Origin of the sequence: Bacteroides sp. AM16-24 (assembly GCF_003471885.1) — a bacterium.
Classification (GTDB): Bacteria; Bacteroidota; Bacteroidia; order Bacteroidales; family Bacteroidaceae; genus Bacteroides.
Window position 1 is genome coordinate 12,616 of sequence record NZ_QRKI01000003.1, and the last position, 22,515, is coordinate 35,130.

At 41.5% G+C, this 22,515-nt stretch carries 21 protein-coding genes; 9 read left to right on the forward strand and 12 right to left on the reverse strand.

What is annotated here, in order from left to right; all coding sequences use genetic code 11:
* The first annotated feature begins 147 nt into the window (after positions 1–147).
* Genes DW182_RS04615 through DW182_RS04630 form a run of 4 tightly spaced genes read left to right on the forward strand, consistent with a single transcriptional unit; the run spans position 148 to position 3,340 of the window.
* Positions 148–999 carry a hypothetical protein gene (locus tag DW182_RS04615; protein ID WP_118294827.1) on the forward strand — a complete coding sequence of 284 codons (852 nt, stop codon included), beginning with the start codon at positions 148–150 and terminating at the stop codon, positions 997–999.
* Positions 996–1,748 (forward strand): cytidylyltransferase domain-containing protein, encoded by a 753-nt coding sequence (locus tag DW182_RS04620; protein WP_118294828.1) that lies wholly within the window; start codon positions 996–998, stop codon positions 1,746–1,748. The genes DW182_RS04615 and DW182_RS04620 overlap by 4 nt, the downstream gene beginning before the upstream one ends.
* Positions 1,749–1,788: 40 nt before the next feature.
* Entirely contained in the window at positions 1,789–2,829 is a 1,041-nt protein-coding gene (locus DW182_RS04625; RefSeq protein WP_118294829.1) for an N-acetylneuraminate synthase family protein, read from the forward strand.
* Positions 2,830–2,842: 13 nt separating this feature from the next.
* Positions 2,843–3,340, forward strand: a complete 498-nt coding sequence (locus DW182_RS04630) for an HAD family hydrolase (protein ID WP_118294830.1) — start codon at positions 2,843–2,845, stop codon at positions 3,338–3,340.
* Positions 3,341–3,345: 5 nt separating this feature from the next.
* Here DW182_RS04630 and DW182_RS04635 read toward each other — a convergent pair whose 3' ends face one another.
* The 8 genes from DW182_RS04635 to DW182_RS04670 form a co-directional block, all read right to left on the reverse strand.
* Complete coding sequence (locus DW182_RS04635; protein WP_158580783.1) at positions 3,346–4,623, reverse strand: glycosyltransferase family 4 protein; 1,278 nt, start codon at positions 4,621–4,623, stop codon at positions 3,346–3,348.
* Positions 4,620–6,071 (reverse strand): lipopolysaccharide biosynthesis protein, encoded by a 1,452-nt coding sequence (locus DW182_RS04640; RefSeq protein ID WP_118294832.1) that lies wholly within the window; start codon positions 6,069–6,071, stop codon positions 4,620–4,622. Before DW182_RS04640 ends, DW182_RS04635 begins: the two co-directional genes overlap by 4 nt.
* 151 nt (positions 6,072–6,222) lie before the next feature.
* A complete protein-coding gene (locus DW182_RS04645) occupies positions 6,223–7,908 on the reverse strand; it encodes an RNA-binding domain-containing protein (protein WP_118294833.1) in 1,686 nt (561 codons plus the stop codon).
* A gap of 19 nt (positions 7,909–7,927) precedes the next feature.
* Positions 7,928–9,967, reverse strand: coding sequence for a methionine--tRNA ligase (metG, locus tag DW182_RS04650; RefSeq protein ID WP_118294834.1), 2,040 nt, complete (start codon positions 9,965–9,967; stop codon positions 7,928–7,930).
* A gap of 119 nt (positions 9,968–10,086) precedes the next feature.
* Complete coding sequence (locus tag DW182_RS04655; protein ID WP_118294835.1) at positions 10,087–11,217, reverse strand: 6-bladed beta-propeller; 1,131 nt, start codon at positions 11,215–11,217, stop codon at positions 10,087–10,089.
* 101 nt (positions 11,218–11,318) lie between these two features.
* Positions 11,319–11,576: a hypothetical protein gene (locus DW182_RS04660; RefSeq protein ID WP_147400109.1), complete on the reverse strand. Its 258-nt coding sequence runs from the start codon at positions 11,574–11,576 to the stop codon at positions 11,319–11,321.
* 66 nt (positions 11,577–11,642) lie between these two features.
* Positions 11,643–12,032, reverse strand: a complete 390-nt coding sequence (locus DW182_RS04665; protein ID WP_118294837.1) for a DUF3244 domain-containing protein — start codon at positions 12,030–12,032, stop codon at positions 11,643–11,645.
* A gap of 120 nt (positions 12,033–12,152) precedes the next feature.
* Positions 12,153–13,892, reverse strand: a complete 1,740-nt coding sequence (locus DW182_RS04670) for a lipopolysaccharide assembly protein LapB (protein WP_118294838.1) — start codon at positions 13,890–13,892, stop codon at positions 12,153–12,155.
* A gap of 323 nt (positions 13,893–14,215) precedes the next feature.
* Here DW182_RS04670 and DW182_RS22410 point away from each other — a divergent pair, with 323 nt between their 5' ends.
* Entirely contained in the window at positions 14,216–14,416 is a 201-nt protein-coding gene (locus DW182_RS22410) for a DUF6125 family protein (protein WP_118294839.1), read from the forward strand.
* Positions 14,417–14,434: 18 nt separating this feature from the next.
* Here the strand turns inward: DW182_RS22410 and DW182_RS04680 are convergent, their stop codons facing one another.
* Entirely contained in the window at positions 14,435–15,028 is a 594-nt protein-coding gene (locus DW182_RS04680; RefSeq protein ID WP_199678547.1) for an N-acetyltransferase, read from the reverse strand.
* Between the two features lie 14 nt (positions 15,029–15,042).
* On the reverse strand, positions 15,043–15,213 hold the full coding sequence (locus tag DW182_RS22245) for a hypothetical protein (protein ID WP_171032153.1): 171 nt from the start codon (positions 15,211–15,213) through the stop codon (positions 15,043–15,045).
* A 572-nt stretch (positions 15,214–15,785) separates the two neighbouring features.
* On the opposite strand from DW182_RS22245, the gene DW182_RS04690 reads away from it, so the two are divergent.
* Both DW182_RS04690 and DW182_RS04695 read left to right on the forward strand, forming a co-directional pair.
* Positions 15,786–16,478, forward strand: coding sequence for an HAD family hydrolase (locus DW182_RS04690; protein ID WP_118294840.1), 693 nt, complete (start codon positions 15,786–15,788; stop codon positions 16,476–16,478).
* A 99-nt stretch (positions 16,479–16,577) separates the two neighbouring features.
* Positions 16,578–17,714, forward strand: coding sequence for an ATP-binding protein (locus tag DW182_RS04695; RefSeq protein ID WP_021967781.1), 1,137 nt, complete (start codon positions 16,578–16,580; stop codon positions 17,712–17,714).
* Positions 17,715–17,723: 9 nt separating this feature from the next.
* On the opposite strand, the gene DW182_RS04700 is transcribed toward DW182_RS04695, so the two are convergent.
* Together DW182_RS04700 and DW182_RS04705 are read right to left on the reverse strand one after the other, a co-directional pair.
* Positions 17,724–19,184 carry a hypothetical protein gene (locus DW182_RS04700; protein ID WP_118294841.1) on the reverse strand — a complete coding sequence of 487 codons (1,461 nt, stop codon included), beginning with the start codon at positions 19,182–19,184 and terminating at the stop codon, positions 17,724–17,726.
* Positions 19,156–20,766 carry an AAA family ATPase gene (locus tag DW182_RS04705; protein ID WP_118294842.1) on the reverse strand — a complete coding sequence of 537 codons (1,611 nt, stop codon included), beginning with the start codon at positions 20,764–20,766 and terminating at the stop codon, positions 19,156–19,158. The genes DW182_RS04700 and DW182_RS04705 overlap by 29 nt, the downstream gene beginning before the upstream one ends.
* 181 nt (positions 20,767–20,947) lie before the next feature.
* Between DW182_RS04705 and DW182_RS04710 the strand changes: the two genes are divergently transcribed.
* Positions 20,948–21,403, forward strand: coding sequence for a radical SAM-associated putative lipoprotein (locus DW182_RS04710; protein ID WP_225710413.1), 456 nt, complete (start codon positions 20,948–20,950; stop codon positions 21,401–21,403).
* A complete protein-coding gene (locus tag DW182_RS04715; protein WP_118294843.1) occupies positions 21,396–22,466 on the forward strand; it encodes a TIGR04133 family radical SAM/SPASM protein in 1,071 nt (356 codons plus the stop codon). Before DW182_RS04710 ends, DW182_RS04715 begins: the two co-directional genes overlap by 8 nt.
* The last annotated feature ends 49 nt before the right edge of the window (positions 22,467–22,515 follow it).

The following is a 22,515-nucleotide window of genomic DNA, read 5'->3' on the forward strand; positions in this document are numbered from 1 at the left end:
TTTTTTAGCCAATAAAGGCGAAAGTATCTATCTTTGCGGAGGAACAAATTAGCTACAAGTTACAGGTTACGAGCTACGAGTGGCTACGCTGCCATACCGAATCGTATTCGTTGCTTGTCGCCTGTAGCTCGTAACTTTAATAATAATATGGTAGAAAAAGGTTTGAAATGGTTGGAACAGCTCTGGCAGTGCTTTCTCAGTATAGTGAAGATTCTGTTGCAGTCCAAGTGGGGTACACGTTTGCCGTCTTCTTTCAGCAATCCGGATGAGTTGCTGATATTGGCTAACGGCCCTTCGCTGAACCGTACCGTAGAAGAATCCGCAGACTTCATACAAGGAAAAACGTTACTGGCTGTGAATTTTTGTGTAAGCTCACCTATGTTCGAGCGTCTCCGCCCTGAGCTTTATCTGATTGCCGATCCGTTGTTCTGGATTGTTCCTGAGAAGCGCGTGCAGCTTTTCAAGACAATGGCCGAGAAAACTACTTGGGACATGAATTTTTTTGTTCCTGCCCGTGCCCTGAAAGATAAAGAATGGCAACCCTTATTGGCTGGCAATCCTCATATCAAACTCTATATTTATAATACAACGCCCATTGAAGGCTTCCAGAGTTTCTGTAACTGGATTTTCCGTAAAGGATGGGGTGTTCCTCGTCCGCACAATGTGCTGATACCTTCTATTGCTATGGGGTTACGTCTGCCATTCCGGAAGATCTATCTGGCAGGTGCCGACCATTCCTGGTTGCCGGAAATTACAGTAACGGATGACAACGTCGTATTGATGCATCAGAAGCACTTCTACGACCAGAATAAATCGCAGGCCGACACCGTGAAGCAGGAGAATCTGAACAGCGCACGACTTTATACGGTTCTTTATCACATGCATGTAGCCTTCAAGTCCTACTTTATTCTTGAAGCCTACGCCCGCAAATTGGGTAAGGAAGTAATCAACGTTACCCCCGGCTCTTATATCGATGCTTTTAAACGGATGAAACTATGAAAGATGGAATAATCATTCAGGCACGTACCGGTTCCACCCGGTTGTACAATAAGATACTGCTCCCTTTCTATGGCGAACAGCGGATTATCGACATTCTGATAGCCAATATCAAACAGGCTTGTCCGGATAAGTGTATCATACTTGCCACAACCAACCGTCCGCAGGATGATATACTTGCCGAAGTAGCTCATCAGGCAGGCATCCTCAGTTTCCGTGGTGATGAGGACAATGTGCTCGACCGCTTTATCCGTGCTGCCGAAGTCTTCGGTGTGGATCGCTTTATCCGTGTTTGTTCGGATAACCCTTTTCTGCGTCCCGAAACTTTCAATACTTTCTTTGCTGAACATGCCTTTTGTCCGGCAGATTATATTGCCTATGGCTTTGCTGACGGACGCCCTACTATTAAATCTCACTTGGGTTTATATTCCGAGCTGACAACGATCAATGCTCTGCGTCGTGCGGCAGTTTCCACACAAGAGAAACTCTACATCGAGCATGTCACCATTTATCTTTATACGCATCCCGAAAAGTTCAAGGTGCGTCTGCTCCCTTTGCCTGCCGAGTTGGAGGGCCGTTTCGATCTTCGTTTCACCCTCGATACGATGGAAGACTTTACTCTGCTACAAGAGCTTTATGCTACTTTCTATGAAAAGACTGATCGTAGTGTTCATGCCCTGCTGCAATTAGTAGCATCACACCCTGAATACCGTGCCAAGATGTTGGAGAATATAGCCCAAAACGAAAAATAACAGATCACTCTGTTACATCCCTCTTAATTTTGATAGAACAATGAATAGTACTTATATAATAGGAGAAATCGGACAGAATCATAACGGTTCCGTCGACATAGCCAAGTTGATCGTAGACTTGGTGTCCCGCCCTGTTCGTGAAGAAGTGTTCAATATAGAACTCCGCCCGATGGATGCGGTGAAACTGACCAAGCGTGATCTGAATGAGGAATTGACGGACTCGCAGATGAACCGTCCGTATGATTCTCCTCATTCTTTCGGACGTACCTATGGCGAGCATCGCGCTTTCCTGGAACTGACGGACGAAGAGCATCTGGAAGTCTATAAGCATGCCAAGGCTTTAGGCCTCGATTTTGTGGAAACGCTTTGTTCCAAAGGCTGTCTCTCCTTGTTGAAGCTCTTCATTCCCGACCGCCTGAAAGTGGCAAGCCGTGACCTTACCAACTTGCCGTTGCTGGAAGTAATGGCCGAAACTAAGATACCTATTATCCTGTCTACTGGTATGGCAGGCAAGAAGGAACTAGATGATGCTTTGGAAGTCATCACTCGCTATCATGATAACATTTCTATCTTGCATTGTGTATCCCAATACCCCACTCAGCCCGATAATCTGAATTTAAAGACGATTTCTTATCTGAAACAGCATTATGGTCAATATTGTATTGGTTTTTCAGACCATACCATTGGTATTGCTGCTCCTATCGTTGCTGTGGGTATGGGTGCGGAGATCATCGAAAAGCATGTCACTATCGACCGTCGCATGAAAGGAACCGATCAGCAAGGTTCGCTCGGACCTGATGGTGTGAATCGCATGATCCGTGATATCCGTATTGCCGAACGCTGGTTGGGAAAAGAAGAATTGTATATCGACTCCTCGGTGACTTCGGCAAAAGTGAAGCTGGAACGTTCTATTGCAACAAATAAAACCTTGCATCCCGGAGACATTATTACTGAAGATGATATCCATTTGTTAAGTCCCGGTGATGGCTTTAAGTGGGCAGACCGTGAGAAGGTAGTAGGGCATAAGGCATTGAAAGAAATTCCCCGTAATGAGATCATTTATCCGAGTTCTATCATTTAACTGTTATTGAATTATGTTGCCGAAATTAGTAATTACCGATATTGATGGTGTGTGGACCGACGGCGGAATGTATTATACTGCTGAGGGAGATGTTATGAAACGTTTTTCAGTAAAAGATGGTTGGGGGGTGATATTCCTGCATAAATTGAACATACCTGTTGCCATTATGACCGGAGAAAATTCACAAATCGTTCAGAAGCGTGCGGATAAATTGAAGATTTCCCGTTGCTATCTACATGTCGGTGATAAACTGGCGAAGGCAAAAGAAGTTTGTGCGGAAATGGGAATAACCCTTGCGGATGTTGCCTTTATCGGTGATGATCTGAATGATATCCATTTGTTACGTGCGGTTGGTTTCAGTGCTTCTCCTTGTAATACACCTGATTATGTAAAGCGAGAAGTGAACTATGTGACGCAAGCTCATGGTGGTTTCGGCGCATTCCGTGAATTTGTAGAGAAGATTCTTGCGGATAACGGCATGTTGGAAGAACTAGTGAAAAGTTTTTCTTAGTCTTCTTATGATAAATACTTATCTGCTAAACGATTGAATGCCTTTTCTGTTAGCTTGCCAACCTGTGCTTGTCGAAGGATGTTCAAGTATGCGGATGCCATCGCATGGTTGCTGAACTTTTGGGCAAACGTACGAATGAAGTCTTTGTCCCATTGCTGCATCAGAGTTTTGTGAATAGCATTCGCAAGTGCTTTGTCGCTATATTCATAGACTGGAGTCATGCACTTTTCATGATATAAATCGTCAAAAGCATCTATACGGTCGAAGCAGACGGCAGGTACTCCATAGTGATAACCCTCAATAATAGAAAGGCCGAATCCTTCAAGCTTACTTGCCAACACTACTACTTTTGTATTTCTTATCCAGCGGAATACTTCATTGTGGGGTAGACTTCCTGTAAAAATACATGCTTGGCTGATTCCTAATTTTTCTGCTTCCTTATGTAGTTGCCCGTTAAGGGCATCTTTACCTATCAAGCACAGCTGGCTTTTCTCCTTGATATTGGTAGGCAAAAGAGAAAACGCCCGTAGTATTTGCAGCTGGTTCTTATTTTCATTGAGGTTACCGATTGAAAGAATGCGGTAGGTTTCTGTCCAGGGATCATCGATTGCTGTATTTTCTGTTTCTTCATCATCGTCATTCAGTGCATTTGGAACAACGTATATGTTTTTGCATTCTTTCCATCCACAGAGATTGAGTAATTTGTTGTGCATGCCACTGCTTACTACAGTAAGCGGCATTCCTGATTGAAGCAAGTTGGGCAATAACTGTATTTCACCTTGTGTTGTGAAGTCGTCTTTATTAGCTTGGCTGAATAGTCCGTGTAAAGCAAGAACAAACGGTTTGCCTGTATGCAGGGCGGCAGATATGAAAGGGAGTACTTCCGGTCCTAAAGAGTGGATGAAGATAACGTCCGGATTCGTTTCCCGTATCAGGTGTATATTAAAACCGATACTGAGGGTATATTTAAATAATTTGATACGCCATGCCATAGACATCTTATGCGAGGACAAGGCATGACGGATAGCCCGTGGTATATCTTTCCACCGGAGATTAGTTAGTAGGTATTTCAGTTTTCTTTCCAGCAAAGTGAACTGCTTCTCTCCTGTTTTGGAGTAGACTACGGTTGTGCCATTAGTCAGTGAAGACGAAGAAACATACACTTCGGTACCCTCGGCAGCAAGTGCTGTAGCGATTTGTGCCACCATGAGTGAAAATCCCGTATTGTAAGCTCTGGGAATATCTTTCACCGTAATATCTTGAGTAAGAAACAGAATTCTCATAGTAACTGCTTGTTTCGTTTGAACAGGAATTGGATACTCTCTTCGAATATTTTTGATTTCAATCTCCATAAAGCCAGGATGTAGAGTGAAGCTGCTACAGATATTTTAATGAAAAGCGTTGCATAAACATTAGTGAAAAACGAGGCGGCATACCAGGCGATACCTAATGAAAATGCTGTCAAAAGCATATAAGGGGTAATGTCTTTCAGGATTGAAAACAAGGGTAATCCGATATGTTTATGGCCGAAGTGGTGCCAGATACCCAGCCACAATACATTGACGGTTGTGTATATCACTAACATCGTATTGATGCCGAAGGGGTAACTAAAGTATACGAACAGGAGTTGGGCAATTCCCAAGCCAATTGTGTTCCACATGTAAATATGGGGGCGGCCTATGCTGTTCATCAGGTTGGTGTACAAAGTACTTATAGGCATAAATGCGCCCCATACGCAAAGAATCTGCATGATAGGTACACATGGCAGCCACTTTTCGGTGATGGTGATGACGATCAGTTCTTTAGAGACAATTCCCAACCCTAACATGGCAGGGAAAGATATAAATGCTGTGAAACGGAGCATTTTGCGAAATATATTCTGGAGACGTTCCATATCAGTGTAGGCTTCACGGAATACGGGTTGCCCCACACTGTTAATCATCCCGTAGATCGTGGAGTATCCCATAGTAGTCCATTTACTTCCCTGCGAATAGTATCCCGCCTGTGCTATTGTATAGAATTTGCCTATCAAAAATGATAAGATATTGTTGTTGATATGCGTAAACAAGGTAGTGAAGAATATCTTCAGACTGAATGGAAGCATTTCACGGAGGGGCTCCATACGGAAATTCCGGTTAGGTCTCCACGGGCAACGTAGCCATAGCAATAAAGTGTTGCAGCCGGAATAAAGGAGAGTTTGCAGTGCAATGCCCCAATATCCGAAGCCGAAGTAGGCAAGGGCAATACCCGTGATACCGGATATGATAATGGCGATGATTTGTATCTGGCTCCGTTCCTTTACCATTAAGTTGCGGAAAAAGTAGGAGGAAGGGGCTGTAGAGCAACTGCCGAACAGAAACCCGAGAAAGAGCACTCTTGCCAGAGGACATAGTGCTGGAACTTCGAAGAAATTGGCTATAAGCGGTGCGCAGATAAATAACAGCAAGTAGAGTCCGGTACCCATGCAGAAGCTGAACCAGAATACCGCATTATAATCTTCGTTTTTAATTGTTTTCTTGTTAACGATGGCCGTTACAAAACCGCTTTCGGCAAAGATACTGGCTGTAGCAGAGAAGATGGTCAATACAGCCACCATGCCATAGTCTGTTGTAGATAACAACCGAGCAAGGAATATACCGAAGACGAGGTTTAGCAGTTGCATGGCCCCGTTGCCTATTCCGCCCCAGAATAATCCTTTTGCTGTTTTCTCTTTGAGTGACGCTTCTGCCATCGTTTGTTCAATTTATGATTAAGATATCATTATAATTGCGTTTAAATCTCGGATGAATTGCTCGTAAATATTAAAATGTATATTTCTTATTATTAGTTTATTACGTCCTCGGTCTCGTTTAAATTGCGTTTAAATTGCGTTTAAATTGCGTTTAAATTGCGTTTAAATTATCCGCATTAAGAAACCAATCCGAGTGTATGCCTTTGGATACATTTCTAATCTTATCCTGCTTCCTCAGTTTGGTAAGTAGGTTTCTGACTTTTGAGTGTTTTTGGCTTTCGCTCAGCACATCTGGCAACTTATTCCAAAGTAATTCTGTTATTTCCTTTTTTGTAAGCGTACCATGCTCGGTGAGTGCTTTGAGAATTAAATCACAATAATAACTGTCTTCAAATCCTTTGTTGTTGGAATAGGCTGTTTTCTGATCTAATTGCTGAGCAACCGGTTTTGCTATAAATAGGTTCGGCTTTCTTCCTTCAATAAGCTTTTTCTTCCTAAGATGCGATACCTCTTCATCTGATATCGAACGGTTCAGTTGTATACGATTGAGTGCTTCGATTTCCACCAAAGATAAATCTTGCTTCTTTGCTAATATATTGGCATATTCCATATTCAGAATCTTTCCGATAATGGTTACTTGTACTCTATCTCTCTCAATGGTATAGTCGGGTAAAGGGAAAAGCCGTTGCCTCTGAAAGTTGAACATCTTCCTGATGCCGCTTCCTATCGTGTCTACCATCTGTAGTCCTACCATTGCACGAGCCAAGAAAGGATTTCTGTAAACTTCTTCCGGTGCATTGTCTTTCAATACGTTGCTGATTGTACGGGGAATGAAACTCCCTTTATTGGTAAATACAAGCCTGTCTTCGTATTCTACTACATTGATTTGTCCTCCTAATGTATAGTCTTGATGTGCGACAGCGTTATTAATAGCTTCTCGAATGACGTACGGCTCATAGGTGTCCACTTCTTCGGGGAATAGCGTACGGAACTCCGGGTTGATATACCGATATTTCAAATTACGTATCTTTTGGTAGATTTCTTCGATGGAGATGATAAACGGACAACTTTTAATCTCGTAATCTCGCTCCGTTCCCTGTGAGTCTTTGAGTATCCAGCGTATTTTGGCTACTGCCGGTGAAATAAGTACTTCACTTTCTTCTTTTCCCAATAAAACAATGGCAGCATTGGTTATTTTGCCTTTTACTGTTAGCTTTGCCTTGTTGAGAAAGGTTATGTCATCCCATTCTGCAATTTCAGCAGCATTCTTTTTGTTTTTAGTAATGTACAGTGAGCGTGCAATGGAAATGGCTTTGGGGTCTAAATCGTCAAGAGTCGCTCCTTTTATAATCAGGGCACTCCAATCGGACTGCTGACTTTGATTGCGGATAGATTCTAATTCGTGAAGGCTCAAGGCAACTAATGATTCGCCATCGCGTCCATAATAGTGTCCTTTGTAAGAAGTCGGTATTCCTTTAGGGGCTGCCGGAATTTGAAACATGATAACTCTTTTCCCTTGATACATGATTTCATGTATTTCCGTAAAAGTGATGCCACAGTTAGTCCCTTCGGCTATTTCTCTTTTCAAGGCATCAAGTGAGGGGCGTGTCGGTTTATATGAGCTGCCTAAAACAGCGTGAGTCTTATCATGAATGCCGAATAACAACCACGCAAATTCTTCCTGGCCAAGATTGGCTTCGTTGCTGAGCGCAGAGAAGTATTCTCCTAACTTTTGTGTGTCGAATCCATTCTGAGCCTTTTTGAATTCTACGACTTCATTTTCTCCCGGTAAGTGGATGAAATCCTCCAAAAGCTTTATGAGTTCTTGAGTTGTCATTCGGCATTAAGATTATTAATTACTTCACTTCACTACCCGGTTTCACCTCTTTCATGGTAGTAACCACGGAAAGTGAACCGTCAAAGTTCTCGGCAGAAAGAATCATACCCTCGCTGACAATCCCTTTCAGTTTGCGCGGTGCAAGGTTGGCAACAAAGCATACCTGTTTGCCTACCAGCTCTTCCGGCTTGTAGTGCTGTGCAATACCGCTGACAATGGTACGGTTCTCCAATCCATCGGCAATCTTGAATTGCAGCAATTTATCGGCTTTAGGAACTTTCTGGCATTCCAATACGGTACCTACGCGAATATCCAGTTTCATGAAGTCATCGAACTCAATGTTCGGGCGGATGGGGTTGGCTTTGTAGCTGGCTTCCTCATTGGCTTTCTTTGTATCGAGCAATTTCTGTACCTGTGCTTCGATAACGCTGTCCTCTATCTTTTCGAACAGTAGTTCAGGTGTCGCTAATTGGTGACCGGCCGGCAATAGATCAGTGCTGCCCAGAGTAGCCCAGTCAAAACTGTCCATGTTCAGCATGTTACGCAATTTCTCGCTGCTGAACGGCAGGAACGGTTCGAATGCAATGGCCAGATTGGCAACCAGTTGCAGGGAGATATTCAAGATAGTGGCCACGCGGTCCATATCCGTCTTGGCAATCTTCCAGGGTTCGGTATCTGCCAGGTATTTGTTTCCGATGCGGGCCAGGTTCATGGCTTCCTTCTGTGCATCGCGGAACTTGAATATATCCAGTAACTTTTCTACTTCTGCTTTTACGTCAGAGAATTCTTTCAATGTTTCGCGGTCGTAATCCGTAAGTTCACCGGCAGCAGGCACTACACCATCGAAATACTTTTTGGTGAGTTGCAGGGCACGGTTCACGAAGTTACCATAAACAGCCACTAACTCATTGTTATTGCGTGCCTGGAAGTCTTTCCAGGTGAAGTCATTATCTTTTGTCTCAGGTGCATTGGCAGTCAGCACATAGCGAAGCACATCTTGCTTGCCTGGGAAGTCTGCCAGATATTCGTGCAACCATACAGCCCAGTTGCGTGAAGTAGAAATCTTATCACCTTCCAGATTCAGGAATTCATTACTCGGTACATTGTCCGGTAAGATGAAACTACCTTCCGCTTTCAACATGGCAGGGAATACGATGCAGTGGAATACGATATTATCTTTACCGATAAAGTGGATCAGACGTGTTTCGGGGTCTTTCCACCAGGTTTCCCAAGTGTCGGGCAACAATTCTTTCGTATTGCTGATGTAACCGATAGGGGCATCGAACCATACGTATAACACTTTACCTTCTGCACCTTCTACAGGCACCGGAATACCCCAGTCGAGGTCACGGCTTACTGCACGCGGTTGCAAACCCATGTCAAGCCAGCTTTTGCATTGACCGTATACATTGGGGCGCCACTCTTTATGGTCTTCCAAAATCCATTGGCGCAACCAGCTTTCGTGTTGGTCGAGCGGCAGGTACCAATGCTTTGTTTCACGCATTACAGGCTTACTTCCACTGATGGCACTTTTCGGATTAATCAGGTCTGTGGGGCTGAGGCTTGTACCACACTTCTCGCATTGGTCGCCATAGGCACCTTCTGCATGGCAGTGGGGGCATTCGCCCGTAATATAGCGGTCGGCAAGGAAAGTTTTGGCTTCCTCGTCGTAATACTGCATACTGGTTTTCTCGATGAATTCACCTTTGTCATACAGCTTGCGGAAGAATTCCGAAGCAGTGTCGTGGTGAGTTTTTGAAGTCGTACGACTGTATACATCGAATGAAATGCCGAACTCTTTGAATGATTCTTTGATAAGTGTATGGTAACGGTCTACTATATCCTGCGGCGTCACGCCTTCTTTCTTGGCGCGTATGGTGATGGGTACTCCATGCTCGTCCGAACCTCCGATAAAGATTACATCTTCTTTTTTCAGTCTCAGATAGCGAACGTAGATATCAGCGGGTACATAAACTCCTGCCAGGTGTCCGATATGAACCGGTCCGTTAGCGTAGGGCAATGCCGACGTAACGGTAGTGCGTTTGAATTTCTTTTCCATTGTGATATATGTATCTCTTTTGTTATGAGCGCATTTTGGTGTGCAAAGATAGCAGTTTTCCACTCAAAGAAAAAGAGAAGACAATGAAATATCCAACTACATGTGGCAGAAATTTATATTTATTGGTGGCTTAACTGGAATAATATCAATATCGGATTACTGTCTTCGCTCCAGTTCCCGAACATCTGTTTTGTGTTCTCGCTCAATCCGTCTATCTTCAGTGCAGTATTTACAGTTTCCTCGCTATAGTTAGAACTGCAAATTAAGTAATTGTCTGCCACTCCGTTTATAGTCAGTTTCCCCAATAGCTTATCTTCTTCTATCAGATTAAGGTTGCATATGTTTCCATCTGTTTTCGAAATCCAAAAGAATTGTGGAAGCGGAAAAGTGGACAGGGAACAGAAGTAACCATTTGATGTCTCATAGAAGGCATTTATATCTTTAATATGCTTCATATCAACCATGAATGACCGAGAATCACCTTCTAAAGCTTTCAGCTCTTCCTCCTTAAAATATTTATCCGAAAGAAGATTTGCTGCCATATCAATGGATTCTCCATGTATGATATAAACTTCCGGGGTAAAACGTTGATAAAAGTAAACCTTATTGCCGGAACGATATAAATAGTGAGAGGAACCTCTTGGAATTCTTTGTTCGTCTATTTCTGTCAGTGCCGATTTGAGTAGAGGATATACTTTTCTGTCTTTTTGAGAATAAACGGCCAATTTATCTTTTATGCTGCCTTGATTGTATATTTCTGATAATACTATATGCTCTTCATCAATTACGGCAAATTCCATGAAATAGCATCCTATATCTATTTCTTCGTATTGTTCGAAGTCATTTCCATTGTATTTGATAATCTTTTGGCGGGCATTGTCTGCTATGTATAAATTTCCAGCGTCGTCCACGTCAAAGTCAATGGGTGCTATGTATTCTCCGGGACCTTCTCCAACTCGATATAGTGCTTTTATAAACTTGCCGTTTTCGCTGAATATAAGAATTCCCATGTTGGCACTTTTATCGAAAATGTAGAAATGTTTATTCCGGTATAAAATTTTATCGATACTTCCGATTAATGAATTATCTGTTAATTCTAATGGAATATATTTAACCTCACATACCGGGTTAACGTCTGATGCTTGTACGGTATCCAGTTGGAAACCCATAATACTTGTGTGATCCTGTCTGGAGCTTGGCTGACAGGAAAAAAGCAAGGTGCTTAAAAGAAGGAATAGAAGTTTTCTCATATTTTAAAAATTTGGATTGAAAGAGTGTCCGAAAGGTAAATGAATATTATATTTGTTTTGTTGATTAACTTACCTTTCAGACACTTCCCGTTCAAATGAGTTTATATAACAATTTTTTCTGTATAGGTACCAGAGTCACAAGAGTCAGAACCACCGTAAGGACAGCTTCTTTGCCAAGTATTTATTGTTAAAACCTGACCGTTTTCCAGCCTTTGAAAAGTTGCATCCTTTAGTGTATCCGTAATCTTTCTGTTTTGTATAGCACGAGGTGCTACATTTTCATTTTTCTGATTATTGGCTACAGAGATAATTGTAACTCCCAATAGGGCTACAGAAATAATAAAAAAGTTCTTTTTCATAATCTTGATCATTTTTGAGTTAATAATGTGGTATTTAGAACAACGTTGTTTGTCTATGAGAATGTTTTAGTATTGAAAAGTGCCGTAAAATACTGTTGTTTTATAGGTCATTTCAATGATATATTTTTTGTTCTTTATGTATGTTGTCATAAATGAATATGGATGATCATTTGTTATAGTAACATTATTAAAGTATATAATATTTTCCATTTCATCTTTTATCGTTATCTGGAGATTATCTAATAAAATATTTGAGTAAATATATATAGTATTATCATCTTTTATAACAGTTGGGCAAATTGTAATAGAGCGATTATCTTGTTCCCATGTGTTCTTTTCTTTGGGATCATCATTCCCTGCAATTTTAGACGTTATTGAAATAATAACTTCTTCTGCCCGTATTACGGGAGAAAGATATATTACTAACAGAAAAAATATAAAGAAGTAACGTACCATAACTATTTTTTTTGTTACAAATATAAAGGCTTATACTGAACTTAAGTCATAATGGAGTACGCAAATAGTACGCATTTTTGTGAATGGGGCAATAATAGTATGCAATAAGTACTCTTCTAGTTACATTGCATGAATGAATCTATCCCATTCTTCAGAACTTCCTTCTCTCTTGAAAACTTTTTTGCATAGCCTTTTACGTATAGATGTAATCGCTTGTTTTGTATGTGCAGTTATAAATGCGATTTGTGTGGGAGATAATCTTATTTTTATTAATAGGCAAACTTGCATTTCTATAGTTTTCATTGGATAGAGTTCGAATAAGCGTTGTGTAAATTGAGGATATGTTTCGTCTATACTCTTAATCAGCTCTTCCCAGTCTTCTTTCCTTATTTTTCCCCCTTGGTCTGCCTGTATGAATTTTTTATATATTGAAGATTTCTTTAGGATTGTAATGGCATGCTCTTTTAATTCTTGTTTAACTATAATTTGCTCATTATTTTTTTCTATATTTCTTTTCTGAAGTCTAAGCAAATCTAGTGTTAGTAGATTGCTTGTTTTCTCTGCAGCCTTTAAAGATTCTTCTAATTCTTTTATTTGTCTTTTGTTTTGTTCGATATATGATAGACTTTGGTTATATTCTTCTCTTAATATTCTTTCTATTTTTTCTTGTTGAAGTAAGGTCTCTTGTTCTTTTCTTTTGCGGTATTGTTGATAAGTGACAAAAAGAAGCATGAGGAAAAAAAGAAAAGAGATGAGAATAATGTTCCATATTTTATGATTACTGGCCTGATGCTGCAAGCGTTTATTCTCTTTTTCTTTTAATTGATAATTATATAATGAATTTATTTTGCGGACAATTTCTGTTTGAATTATGCTTCTTGCAGAATCTGTATATGCTAAATCTTTGTCTAAATACTCTAATGCTTTTTTGTATTCTCCTTTTGAACGGGCAATGTAACTTAATCCTTGGTATCCTTCTGCCTTGTAGCTGTATTTATCCATAAATGATAGTTGCGTATAATAATGGATTGCTGAGTCTAATTGATTAGTATAATAGTAATATTGTGCTGCTGTGCTATAGCGAGGAGCTAAATTAATAACATTTATTTTTTTGAAGGCAATTTGCATGCTTTTATAGGCTTCTTGATACATACCTAGTTTGGTGTAATATCCGGATAATTCACCGTTAATAATTCTTTTTAGATTTAAATTCTCTATTTTATCAGCTAACATATCTGCTTTTTTGTAATAGTATATTGCGCTGTCTACTTTCTCTTGTGTGCTAAATGCTCGCCCAATATCTCGCAAATTATATATCATACTAATGCTATCTTTTGATAATATGCTAAATTGATATGCTTTGCTAAATGCTTCGGGAGCTTTATCATATACGTTTTGATAAAGGTAAAGGGTACCTATTTGACTATAAATGCGGTTCACCAACTTGTAGTCCATATATAAATATGAAGCATCAATAGCTTGGAGAAAAAAATCCAATGCTTGTGGTGCATCTCCTAAATCTCTATATACTCGCCCTGCGTAGTAGTATACTTCCGGTAGATGTCTTTTATCCTTTTTATTTTCATAATAGTGTAATACTTTTAATAGTACGCTATCTGAGGTATGTGTGATGTATGCTTTATCTTTTGCTTTTATGGTCAGTAGTTGATAATATATTTGCGTTTCTTTAGGTTCTAGGTTTATACTGTCTTTAAATTGTTTTAATAATGCAAGAGTACTATCGGGGTGAGTGTTTACAAGAGAATTTGCGACCTTCATAGTGTAGGGAAGTGGTTTATTGTTGCAAGAATAGAAATGCGATAATAGGAAAATAACAAATAATAATTTGGTTAACTTCATGTATGTATACTTTTTGACAGTTTTTGTTTTTAATTATGCAAATATAGACCGTTTCTTGTAAAAAATGGGAAAAAGGAACTATTTTATACTAGTATTTTTTATTATTTATTATACGTAATACTGATAATATACTCCACGAGAAAAACAGATAGTATTTAAGATTAGAATTAAAGTTATACATTTGCAAAATCTGGATAGCAATAAATATTGTTCAACAAATTTCTATAGTTATTCATATAAGCTTTTAACAATGAAACAAAATACTCTTTTAAACTCCCTTACTAAATAAAACTCATCGAAGCTATTCCAAAAACTGGTTGGCTATGGATGGTGTATGGTTTCAATCGGTAAAACGAAAATACGGAATGGATGAGGCCATGCATCACGATAGGGAAGCGTGGAAAGTTTTTAATTATTTTGCTTTTACATATCTGTTGATGTCCGCCAAAAGGCATTTGCCATGCAGGTATGCACACAAAAAAAGCGTGCAAACCTTTGATAATTGGTTTACACGCTTTCGGTGAATATGTGGATAAAAACTCTTATGTCTTTAAATCGAGATAAAGCAGCCTCGTATGCAAGGGCTCTTCTTCGGGAATATCATAAAAGGCTTTCTCGTCCTGTTCCGTCTTATGCAAGGGTTTGAAGCCGTTACGGTCTATATAGTATCGAAGGGCGATGGGGTCATTGTAAGCGTCCACCACAAGGAAACGGCATCCCGTCTTATTGTCGGCATCCCGAAACCAGTCACGGATAAACGACATCAGTTGCGCCCCCACCCGGTAGTCCTTCCCCTGAAACAGCGTATTCACGCCTAAACGACCTATCAACGCCGCAGGATAACTGCGTCCACGCTTAGGATTGACAATGTGACGTTGCAAACGGTTCTTGTCCGATGGCAGCAGGGCACGTGTCTTGATGCTGTCGTTGGCAAGCGTGAAAGCGCATACTATCTTGTATGGCTGTTCCTGCGTCACCCAGCAATAGGTCTTACCCAGCAATTCCTCGGCATAAAGGTCTGCGTCTTGCAAGAAAAACTCGTCGAGGTCGTCGTTGCCGCACGAGAAGGGCATACAATTTTGCCTCGCGTCCGCATTGAGCGGCATCATCACACATTCATCATATAAGGAAAACATCCGCTTGTCCGTATTTATGATTTAAACTTGAATTGGCGTGATTTCTCCAATGCGACTTGCAAGCGGCGACGTGACTTTTCGCTAAGTTTCGGAGTTTTAAGCCGGGCATTCTTTTCTGCCTGTTCCACAAACTCGATGGCTGCCTGCCCTTCGAGTACCGGAATTGTTTTGATTGTTATTGCCATAATCTTGTATTTCTTTTGATGGCAAAGGTAGGCATATTCTCCTTATCTCCCAAACAATTACGTGTAAACCAATACGTCAAAGAGCTCTTAGATTTATGTAGCTGTTAGTTTAATATTGCATCTTGTCCAAAGAAGAAGCGTGAAAAGTGCAGTTTATCCATGCTCCATGCTATTACTATACATCCACTCACGGTGATTGCAACGGATATGATCATAAAAAGTATTCCGGTGGGCTCAAAGAATAAAAATGATAGGAACATCTTGCATAATATTGTGAAAAGAGGGGAGAAGAGAAATATGACAAGGGTATTTGAACCGTACCCGGACTATATCAGAATCGTACTTGCTCCATATGTTCTCCAGCCAGAAGTACCTCTGAGTGGAGAAAGTGCGGGGTTGGTACGGAGCAAGTATGTCTCAAGTATGTTCCGTGCAGCTTTTTGAGTTATCTTTTGGATAGAAAGGCGTTAAAAAATGTTCCTCATTTGCTTTGCTCGATATTTATTCCGTGTTTTGTATAACGTAAAACATGTAACGTAAAGTGCGTAATACTATTTATAAAAATAGAGAAGATGAAACATGCTATTAAAGTCATCGCTTTCGATGCAGATGATACCCTTTGGAGTAACGAGCCATTTTTTCAAGAAGTGGAACGAAAATATACAGACTTACTGAGTGAATACGGAAGTACTGAAGAGATTTCGGCAGAGTTGTTTAAGACAGAAATGGGGAACTTGGAATGTTTGGGCTATGGTGCCAAAGCATTCACCATCTCAATGGTTGAAACAGCTTTGCGGGTGAGTGGACAGAAGATTTCAGCAGAGAAGATACAGCAAATAATTCTTTTAGGTAAATCTCTGCTCCAGATGCCGATTGAATTGCTACCCGGTGTGGAAGAAACTCTGAAAGCCTTGAAAGAACAAGGGGACTATCGCCTGGTAGTGGCTACGAAAGGTGATTTGTTGGATCAGGAGCGTAAATTGCAACGTTCCGGACTGATGCCTTATTTTGATCACATTGAAATAATGTCTGATAAGACGGAGAAAGAATATACTCGCCTGCTGCAAGTCCTTCAGGTCGCTCCGGAAGAATTCCTGATGATCGGTAATTCTTTGAAATCCGATATTAAGCCGGTACTGGCTATCGGGGGATACGGAGTATACATTCCTTTTGAGGTGATGTGGCAGCATGAGGTGGTGGATACATTCAACCATCCCAGACTGAAACAGATGAAAAATCCGATGGAATTGTTGGGCTGGCTTTAATAATACAGGTTAAATGTTTGCGCCTATTTGCTTTATCCAATATTTATTCCGTATTTTGTGTTACGTAAAAAGTGTAACGTAAAATATGTAATGCTGCTTATGAAAGCTCAGAAGATACAACCCCGGAATCCTTTTTTAGTGTATGGTTATGCGAGTCCTCGTTATTTCTGTGATCGTGAAGCTGAGACACAACAGATATTGTCGGCTTTGGAGAATGAACGAAACCTGACATTGATAGCACCTCGCCGTATGGGTAAGACGGGATTGATAAAAAATGTCTTCTATACCCTGCAAGAGCAGAAGCCGGAAGTTGCCTGTTTCTATATGGATATTTTTGCTACGCGCGATTTATCCTCTTTGGTTCGTTTGTTGGCAAAGACTGTATTAGGGCGACTTGATACACTCAGTGAGAGTGCTTTGCATAAACTTACCTCCTTTTTTCGTTCCTGTCGTCCGGTGATCAGTGCGGATGAGTTGACGGGAGTTCCTACAGTTACGTTAGACTTTGTTGCCGATAAGTCTGAACAGACATTGAAGGAAATCTTCGATTATATGGCTGCTTCCGGTAAGAATTGTTATCTGGCTATTGATGAGTTTCAGCAAATCACTTCTTATCCTGAGGAAGGCACGGAAGCGTTGCTTCGTTCTTATATCCAGTTTATCCCGAATGTCCGTTTCATCTTTGCAGGTAGCAGCCAGCATTTGATGCAGGAGATGTTTGTTTCCGCCAAGCGTCCTTTCTATCAGAGTACTCAATTGATGGTGCTTCGTGAGATTGATGAAGAGTCCTATTATCGGTTTGCAAGGAACTTTTTTGAGTTGCAGGGGCAAAAGTTGGATAAATCTGTATTTCATTGGATATATAGCCGCTTTGAGGGACATACCTGGTATATGCAGGCAATGCTGAATCGGTTGTATGAGCGAAATGAATCGGTTGTAGATGCCACTCAGGCAGAACAAGTATTGATGGGACTCCTTGAAGAAAATACGCCTGTTTATCAGAATCTGATCATTATGTTGACGGACAATCAGCTGGCGCTGATGAAAGCTATCGCGCATGAAGGGAAAGTAACGGCACCCAATAGTGGAGAGTTTATCTTGGGGCATGGGCTGAAGACTCCGAGCAGTGTCAATGCAGCTTTGAAATCGTTGGTGGAGAAAGAGCTTGTTTATAAATCTGCTGACGGATATATGGTTTACGACCGTTTTATGGGGATGTGGCTGTTGCGGAACTGACGAGCCGGTCTAATATTTACGGTCTACGTGATACTCTACTCGGTAGATATGATCGAAATGTTCCGTCCATTCGTTCGGGGCAATGCCGATTTGCAGGCCGTAAAAGCGAGTACCCTTTTCACGGTGTACACTCATTTGTTCTAATAATTCCGGTTTACATTCAGGGATGCGATAATCGCTGATAAGTAAGACATCTGCATTCATGTAGCGGTTTTCATCAAGCATTCTGAAAGTGTCTTTCAGCATTTGGGTGGCATCTGTGTCTCCACTAAAAGGATGGCTGAAGAATTCCATTAGTTTCAATCGGTCGCGTCGTATATCAATGGTTTTGGTAGACACAGAGAATGAAATCAGAAAACATTCCCTGTTTTGAAGTTCTGCAATCTCTATGAGCTTTATCAGTAGGGAATTAGCCATCTTCTCCGGTTTTCCGGTCATGCTGCCCGAGGTATCGAGGCATACAATCATAGGGCCTTTCAGGACTGCCGGTTTTACTTCCAGACGTCTGGAGGGTTGCATGATTTCCGATTTGTAACGGAAGGTTTGCAACTTCTGTGTGAAGTATTTCAGCATAAAGACATCTTGCAGTTCATTGTCTGCATAGTATAGCAGTTCCGAGGGGAGCAGGGCATTCAGGTCATTGCCGATGGTGACACCCAGAATATCACTCTTTTGAGAGTGAGCCAGTTTGTAGGTACTGCCTTCCGTCACATATACTTGTTTGCTACCCTCATCGTCGGCTATTCGGCCCATGCGGTTGGCTACTTTCAGCAGTTCGGGGTATTCCTTTTGCAGTTTTACAATCTTCCGGATATTTTCAAAATCTATGGTATTCCATAGTCCGTTCATCATGCTCCATGCCTGATAGAACTCTTCTTTATCCACTTGGTGCTCTTTCAGATATTCCGGTATCTTATTCAGGCTGGTTTTTAGTTTCTTTTCCAGAAAGTCCTTCTTGATATCCAGGTTTTTCTCTTTCTGCTCCTGTTGTTTTTGATGAAAAGAATCTTCCCAATCTTTCAGCATTTTCTCCCAGACAGTAGAGTCATGCTGCTTATCTTTATCTCCGAACATGTGTTCGTAGAACGGTTCATCGAAAGCATTTTCTTTATAATCGTCTTTGATTTTTCTTAATAATGCTTGCCAACCGTCCCGCTTCTCCTTAACCCAGTTCAAGGCACTTCCCATTTCTCCAAGTTCAGATTGAGCTCTTTGCATCTGGAACTTTTCCTGTTCAAGAAACTGCCAGACAAACTGCGTGGTGATGTCATAGAATATGCGTGCACGGACCTCATCGCCTAACACCAGAACTCTGATGGAAGGATTGTTCATGATGGCCAGTAGATAGAGCAACAAGGGATCTTCCGTTTCGCCGTATAGAGTCTTGGCGCATTCTCCTGTTTGCACAAATTTCTCGACTATCTTTGTATAGAAGTGGATGTCATACTTCTTTTGGGTTAGCCCCGCCATATTGTTGCAAATTGAATTGTAACTTTTCCTCTTCGATCTCTACATTCCGCAGTCTTTTTAATACTTCGTCCGAGTAGCGGGTGATTAACTCTTTATCAGCCGACGTGACGAACTGGTTGTCCGTACATAAGGAACTAGTGAGGGTTGATAGTTGCTGGAAGAGTTGATTCAACTCGTTCCGGTAATTGCGAGGAGTAATCTGAGGCAATTTGTCGAACAGGCTTTGAGAGGATTTGCCGGATGCAGGGAGTGTTTTCTCTCCTTTTTTCCTTTGGCTCATCGGATATCGTACGCCGTCTATCAACAGGTATTCCGTTCCTTCCCTGTACAGGTTTACCCGTTGCTGGGAGGCAGATGATGAGGGGGTTCCGCCCGGGTAACAACGAATGATGGAACGTCCCGGATTCAATGGGTCGGGATAGATAACAGCTTGTTTCGGTGCATTTTCTTTCTTCTGTTCCTTCAGAGCCAGATAGTCTACGGCAAAGATGTATGTATGGCCTGTTCCGTGTTCCTCTACATGGTAATAGAAGTAGTCTGTAATTTCCAGTTCATTCCTGGGGGAACAGTTGTTCTTGAAGTCTTCCAAAGCCTGGCGTACACGGCTGATCCGGATGTCGCTTTTAATCGCTTCAGTGATTTCTTCCATTTTTTCCAGGCAGGAGGTGAATAGCTCCCGGATGACCAATTGATGAATCGGCTCACATTCATCTGCCTCATTCCACAAACAATGGTATAGGGGCAGCAAGTCTGATGAGTTGACCTCTGTACGTCCGTTAATGAAAGCTGAGGCTTTCAGCAATTGTGCAATGTTTTTCCAGCGGCGGTCGCTTATATATACGTTTCGGGCAGTGCCTTCATCATCCAGTGGAAGCCGTTTCAGTTGGCGGCGAACGTTCGTAATGTAGTGCAGAATCTCGGCAGATAGTGAAATCCGGTTGATCTGTCCGTGCCAGTCTGCATATTCTTCTTCACTGATTTGCAGTTCTGAAGGCACGTTTATTTCTTTATCGTTGTCATCGAGCAGCATGTTGTAAAAAGTCTGTTCGTCCTTTACACAGGTGCAGATGATACGCAGCAGGAACCGATCCCACAGAGCCTCAAGTCCTTCGCCGTGTGCTGGTAACTCGTTACTGGCGGCAATCAGAAGTTTTAGTGGTAACTTAATTTCGCTATCGCCATTCCGATAGATTTTCTCGTTGATGGCGGTGAGCAATGAATTTTGTATGGCAGGTCCCGCTTTCCATATCTCATCCAGAAACACTACGCTTGCCGTAGGCAGATACCCATCAATGGCACGTTCGTATTTATCAAACTCTTTCAGTCGGTTGATGCTGATAGGACCGAATATCTCGTCGGGAGTAGAAAAGCGTGACATCAGATATTCAAAAGCTTTTGCTCCCTTAAAGGCAGATTTTAGTCTACGCGCCACCATGGACTTAGCTACCCCCGGAGGACCCAGCAAGAGAACACTTTCGCCTGCCAATGCAGCCAATAGTGACAAGCTGAGTTCAGTATCCTTTTCGTAAACCCCTTGGTTGATGGCGGTTAATAGTTGTTGTATTCTGTTTCTGATGTCCATAATTTTTCTTGTTTACACTTCATTTTAGGTATGAAGCTTCAAAGATATGAAATCTTTATACGGAATACTGACAATTATTTTGAATTATTGCAGATAAAAAGTTATCTTTGGTGCAGTATTTCCAAAAGAACAGCATTTTACAAAAAGGATATCTAATTTAAGAATGAACAAGAGAAATGCTATGAAAATGAAGGAAGAGAGAAAACAATGGCTACATTTCTACAACCGTATATTGTCCGGTGTATTGGTCTTACTGGGTTTTAATGCATGTGACGGGACGGGGGCTGATGAATATGGAACACCTTATTGTCGTTTTGAGATTAAAGGTAAGGTACTCGATGAACTACGCGAACCTGTAAAGGATGCAAGGGTTATCGTAAAGGAACTTACGTCGGATGGAGAACCGATGGGAGCTTATTACACTGATACTCTGTATACTCAAGAGAATGGAGAGTTCCGATTCTTAAATGAGCAGGCAGGTGGCTATGGTAAATACCGCTTAGTGTGTGAAGATTCACCGGGTATTTATAAAGCAGACTCAACTGACATAAAAATGGAGCCGACAGGTGGCAAAGGCTGGTATCAAGGCAGTGACACTAAAGAAGTAGATTTTGTACTGAAGAAAAAGAATGAATAATCTTTCATTACGTAAACAGCTTGCTCTGGAAATAAACCGGAAGATCTGGAATAACCTGAAAGAACTGCACCCTCTGAAGCAGCTCTTCTGGGAGTGTACTTTGCGCTGTAATCTCCACTGCAAGCATTGCGGAAGTGACTGTAAACGAATGGCGGCAGTGGAAGATATGCCTGCTGAAGATTTTTTGCGTACTATCGATTCCATTACTCCTTATGTAAATCCCAATAAAGTAAGTATCATCATCACTGGTGGAGAACCCCTGATGCGGGAAGACCTGGAAAAAGTCGGGCTGGCCCTCTACCGTCGTGGTTATCCGTGGGGCATGGTCTCCAATGGACTTTATCTGACAAAGGAACGCTTGCAACGTCTCATGGCTGCCGGATTGCATTCCATAACTATCAGTCTGGATGGTTTTGCCGAAGATCATAATTGGTTGCGGGGACATCCTGAGAGCCATCATAATGCTTTGGAAGCCATAAAGATGCTGGTACATGAACCGGAGCTGACCTGGGATGTGGTGACCTGCGTTAACCGACGTAACTACCCTTATCTGGACGAATTAAAAACATCTCTTTATAAAATAGGCGTTCGCCAATGGCGGATGTTTACTATCTTTCCGGTTGGCCGTGCTGCTTCGCATCCTGAGTTCCAGCTGACAGATGAAGAATTTACCGGACTTATGGACTTCATTAAAGAAATCCGTAAGGAGGGAAAGATACATTTGAGTTATGGCTGCGAAGGCTTTCTCGGCAAGTACGAAGGAGAAGTACGCGATAGCTTCTTTGCTTGTAATGCCGGTGTTACTGTCGGTTCTATCCTGATAGACGGTTCTATCTCTGCTTGTCCCAGTATCCGGAGTGATTTTCATCAAGGGAATATCTATCGGGACAATTTTATGCAGGTATGGGAAGAACGCTTCCGGCCATTCCGTAACCGCGATTGGATGAAAAAAGATGCTTGTGGCGATTGTTCCTTCTTCCGTTATTGCGAGGGTAACGGGATGCATCTTCGTGATGAAAACGGTAATCTCCTGTTTTGTCATTCAAAGAGATTAGTTCCTTGATTTATTTTAGTAACGCTTAAAAATAGTTTGGTACATCAATGATAATTTA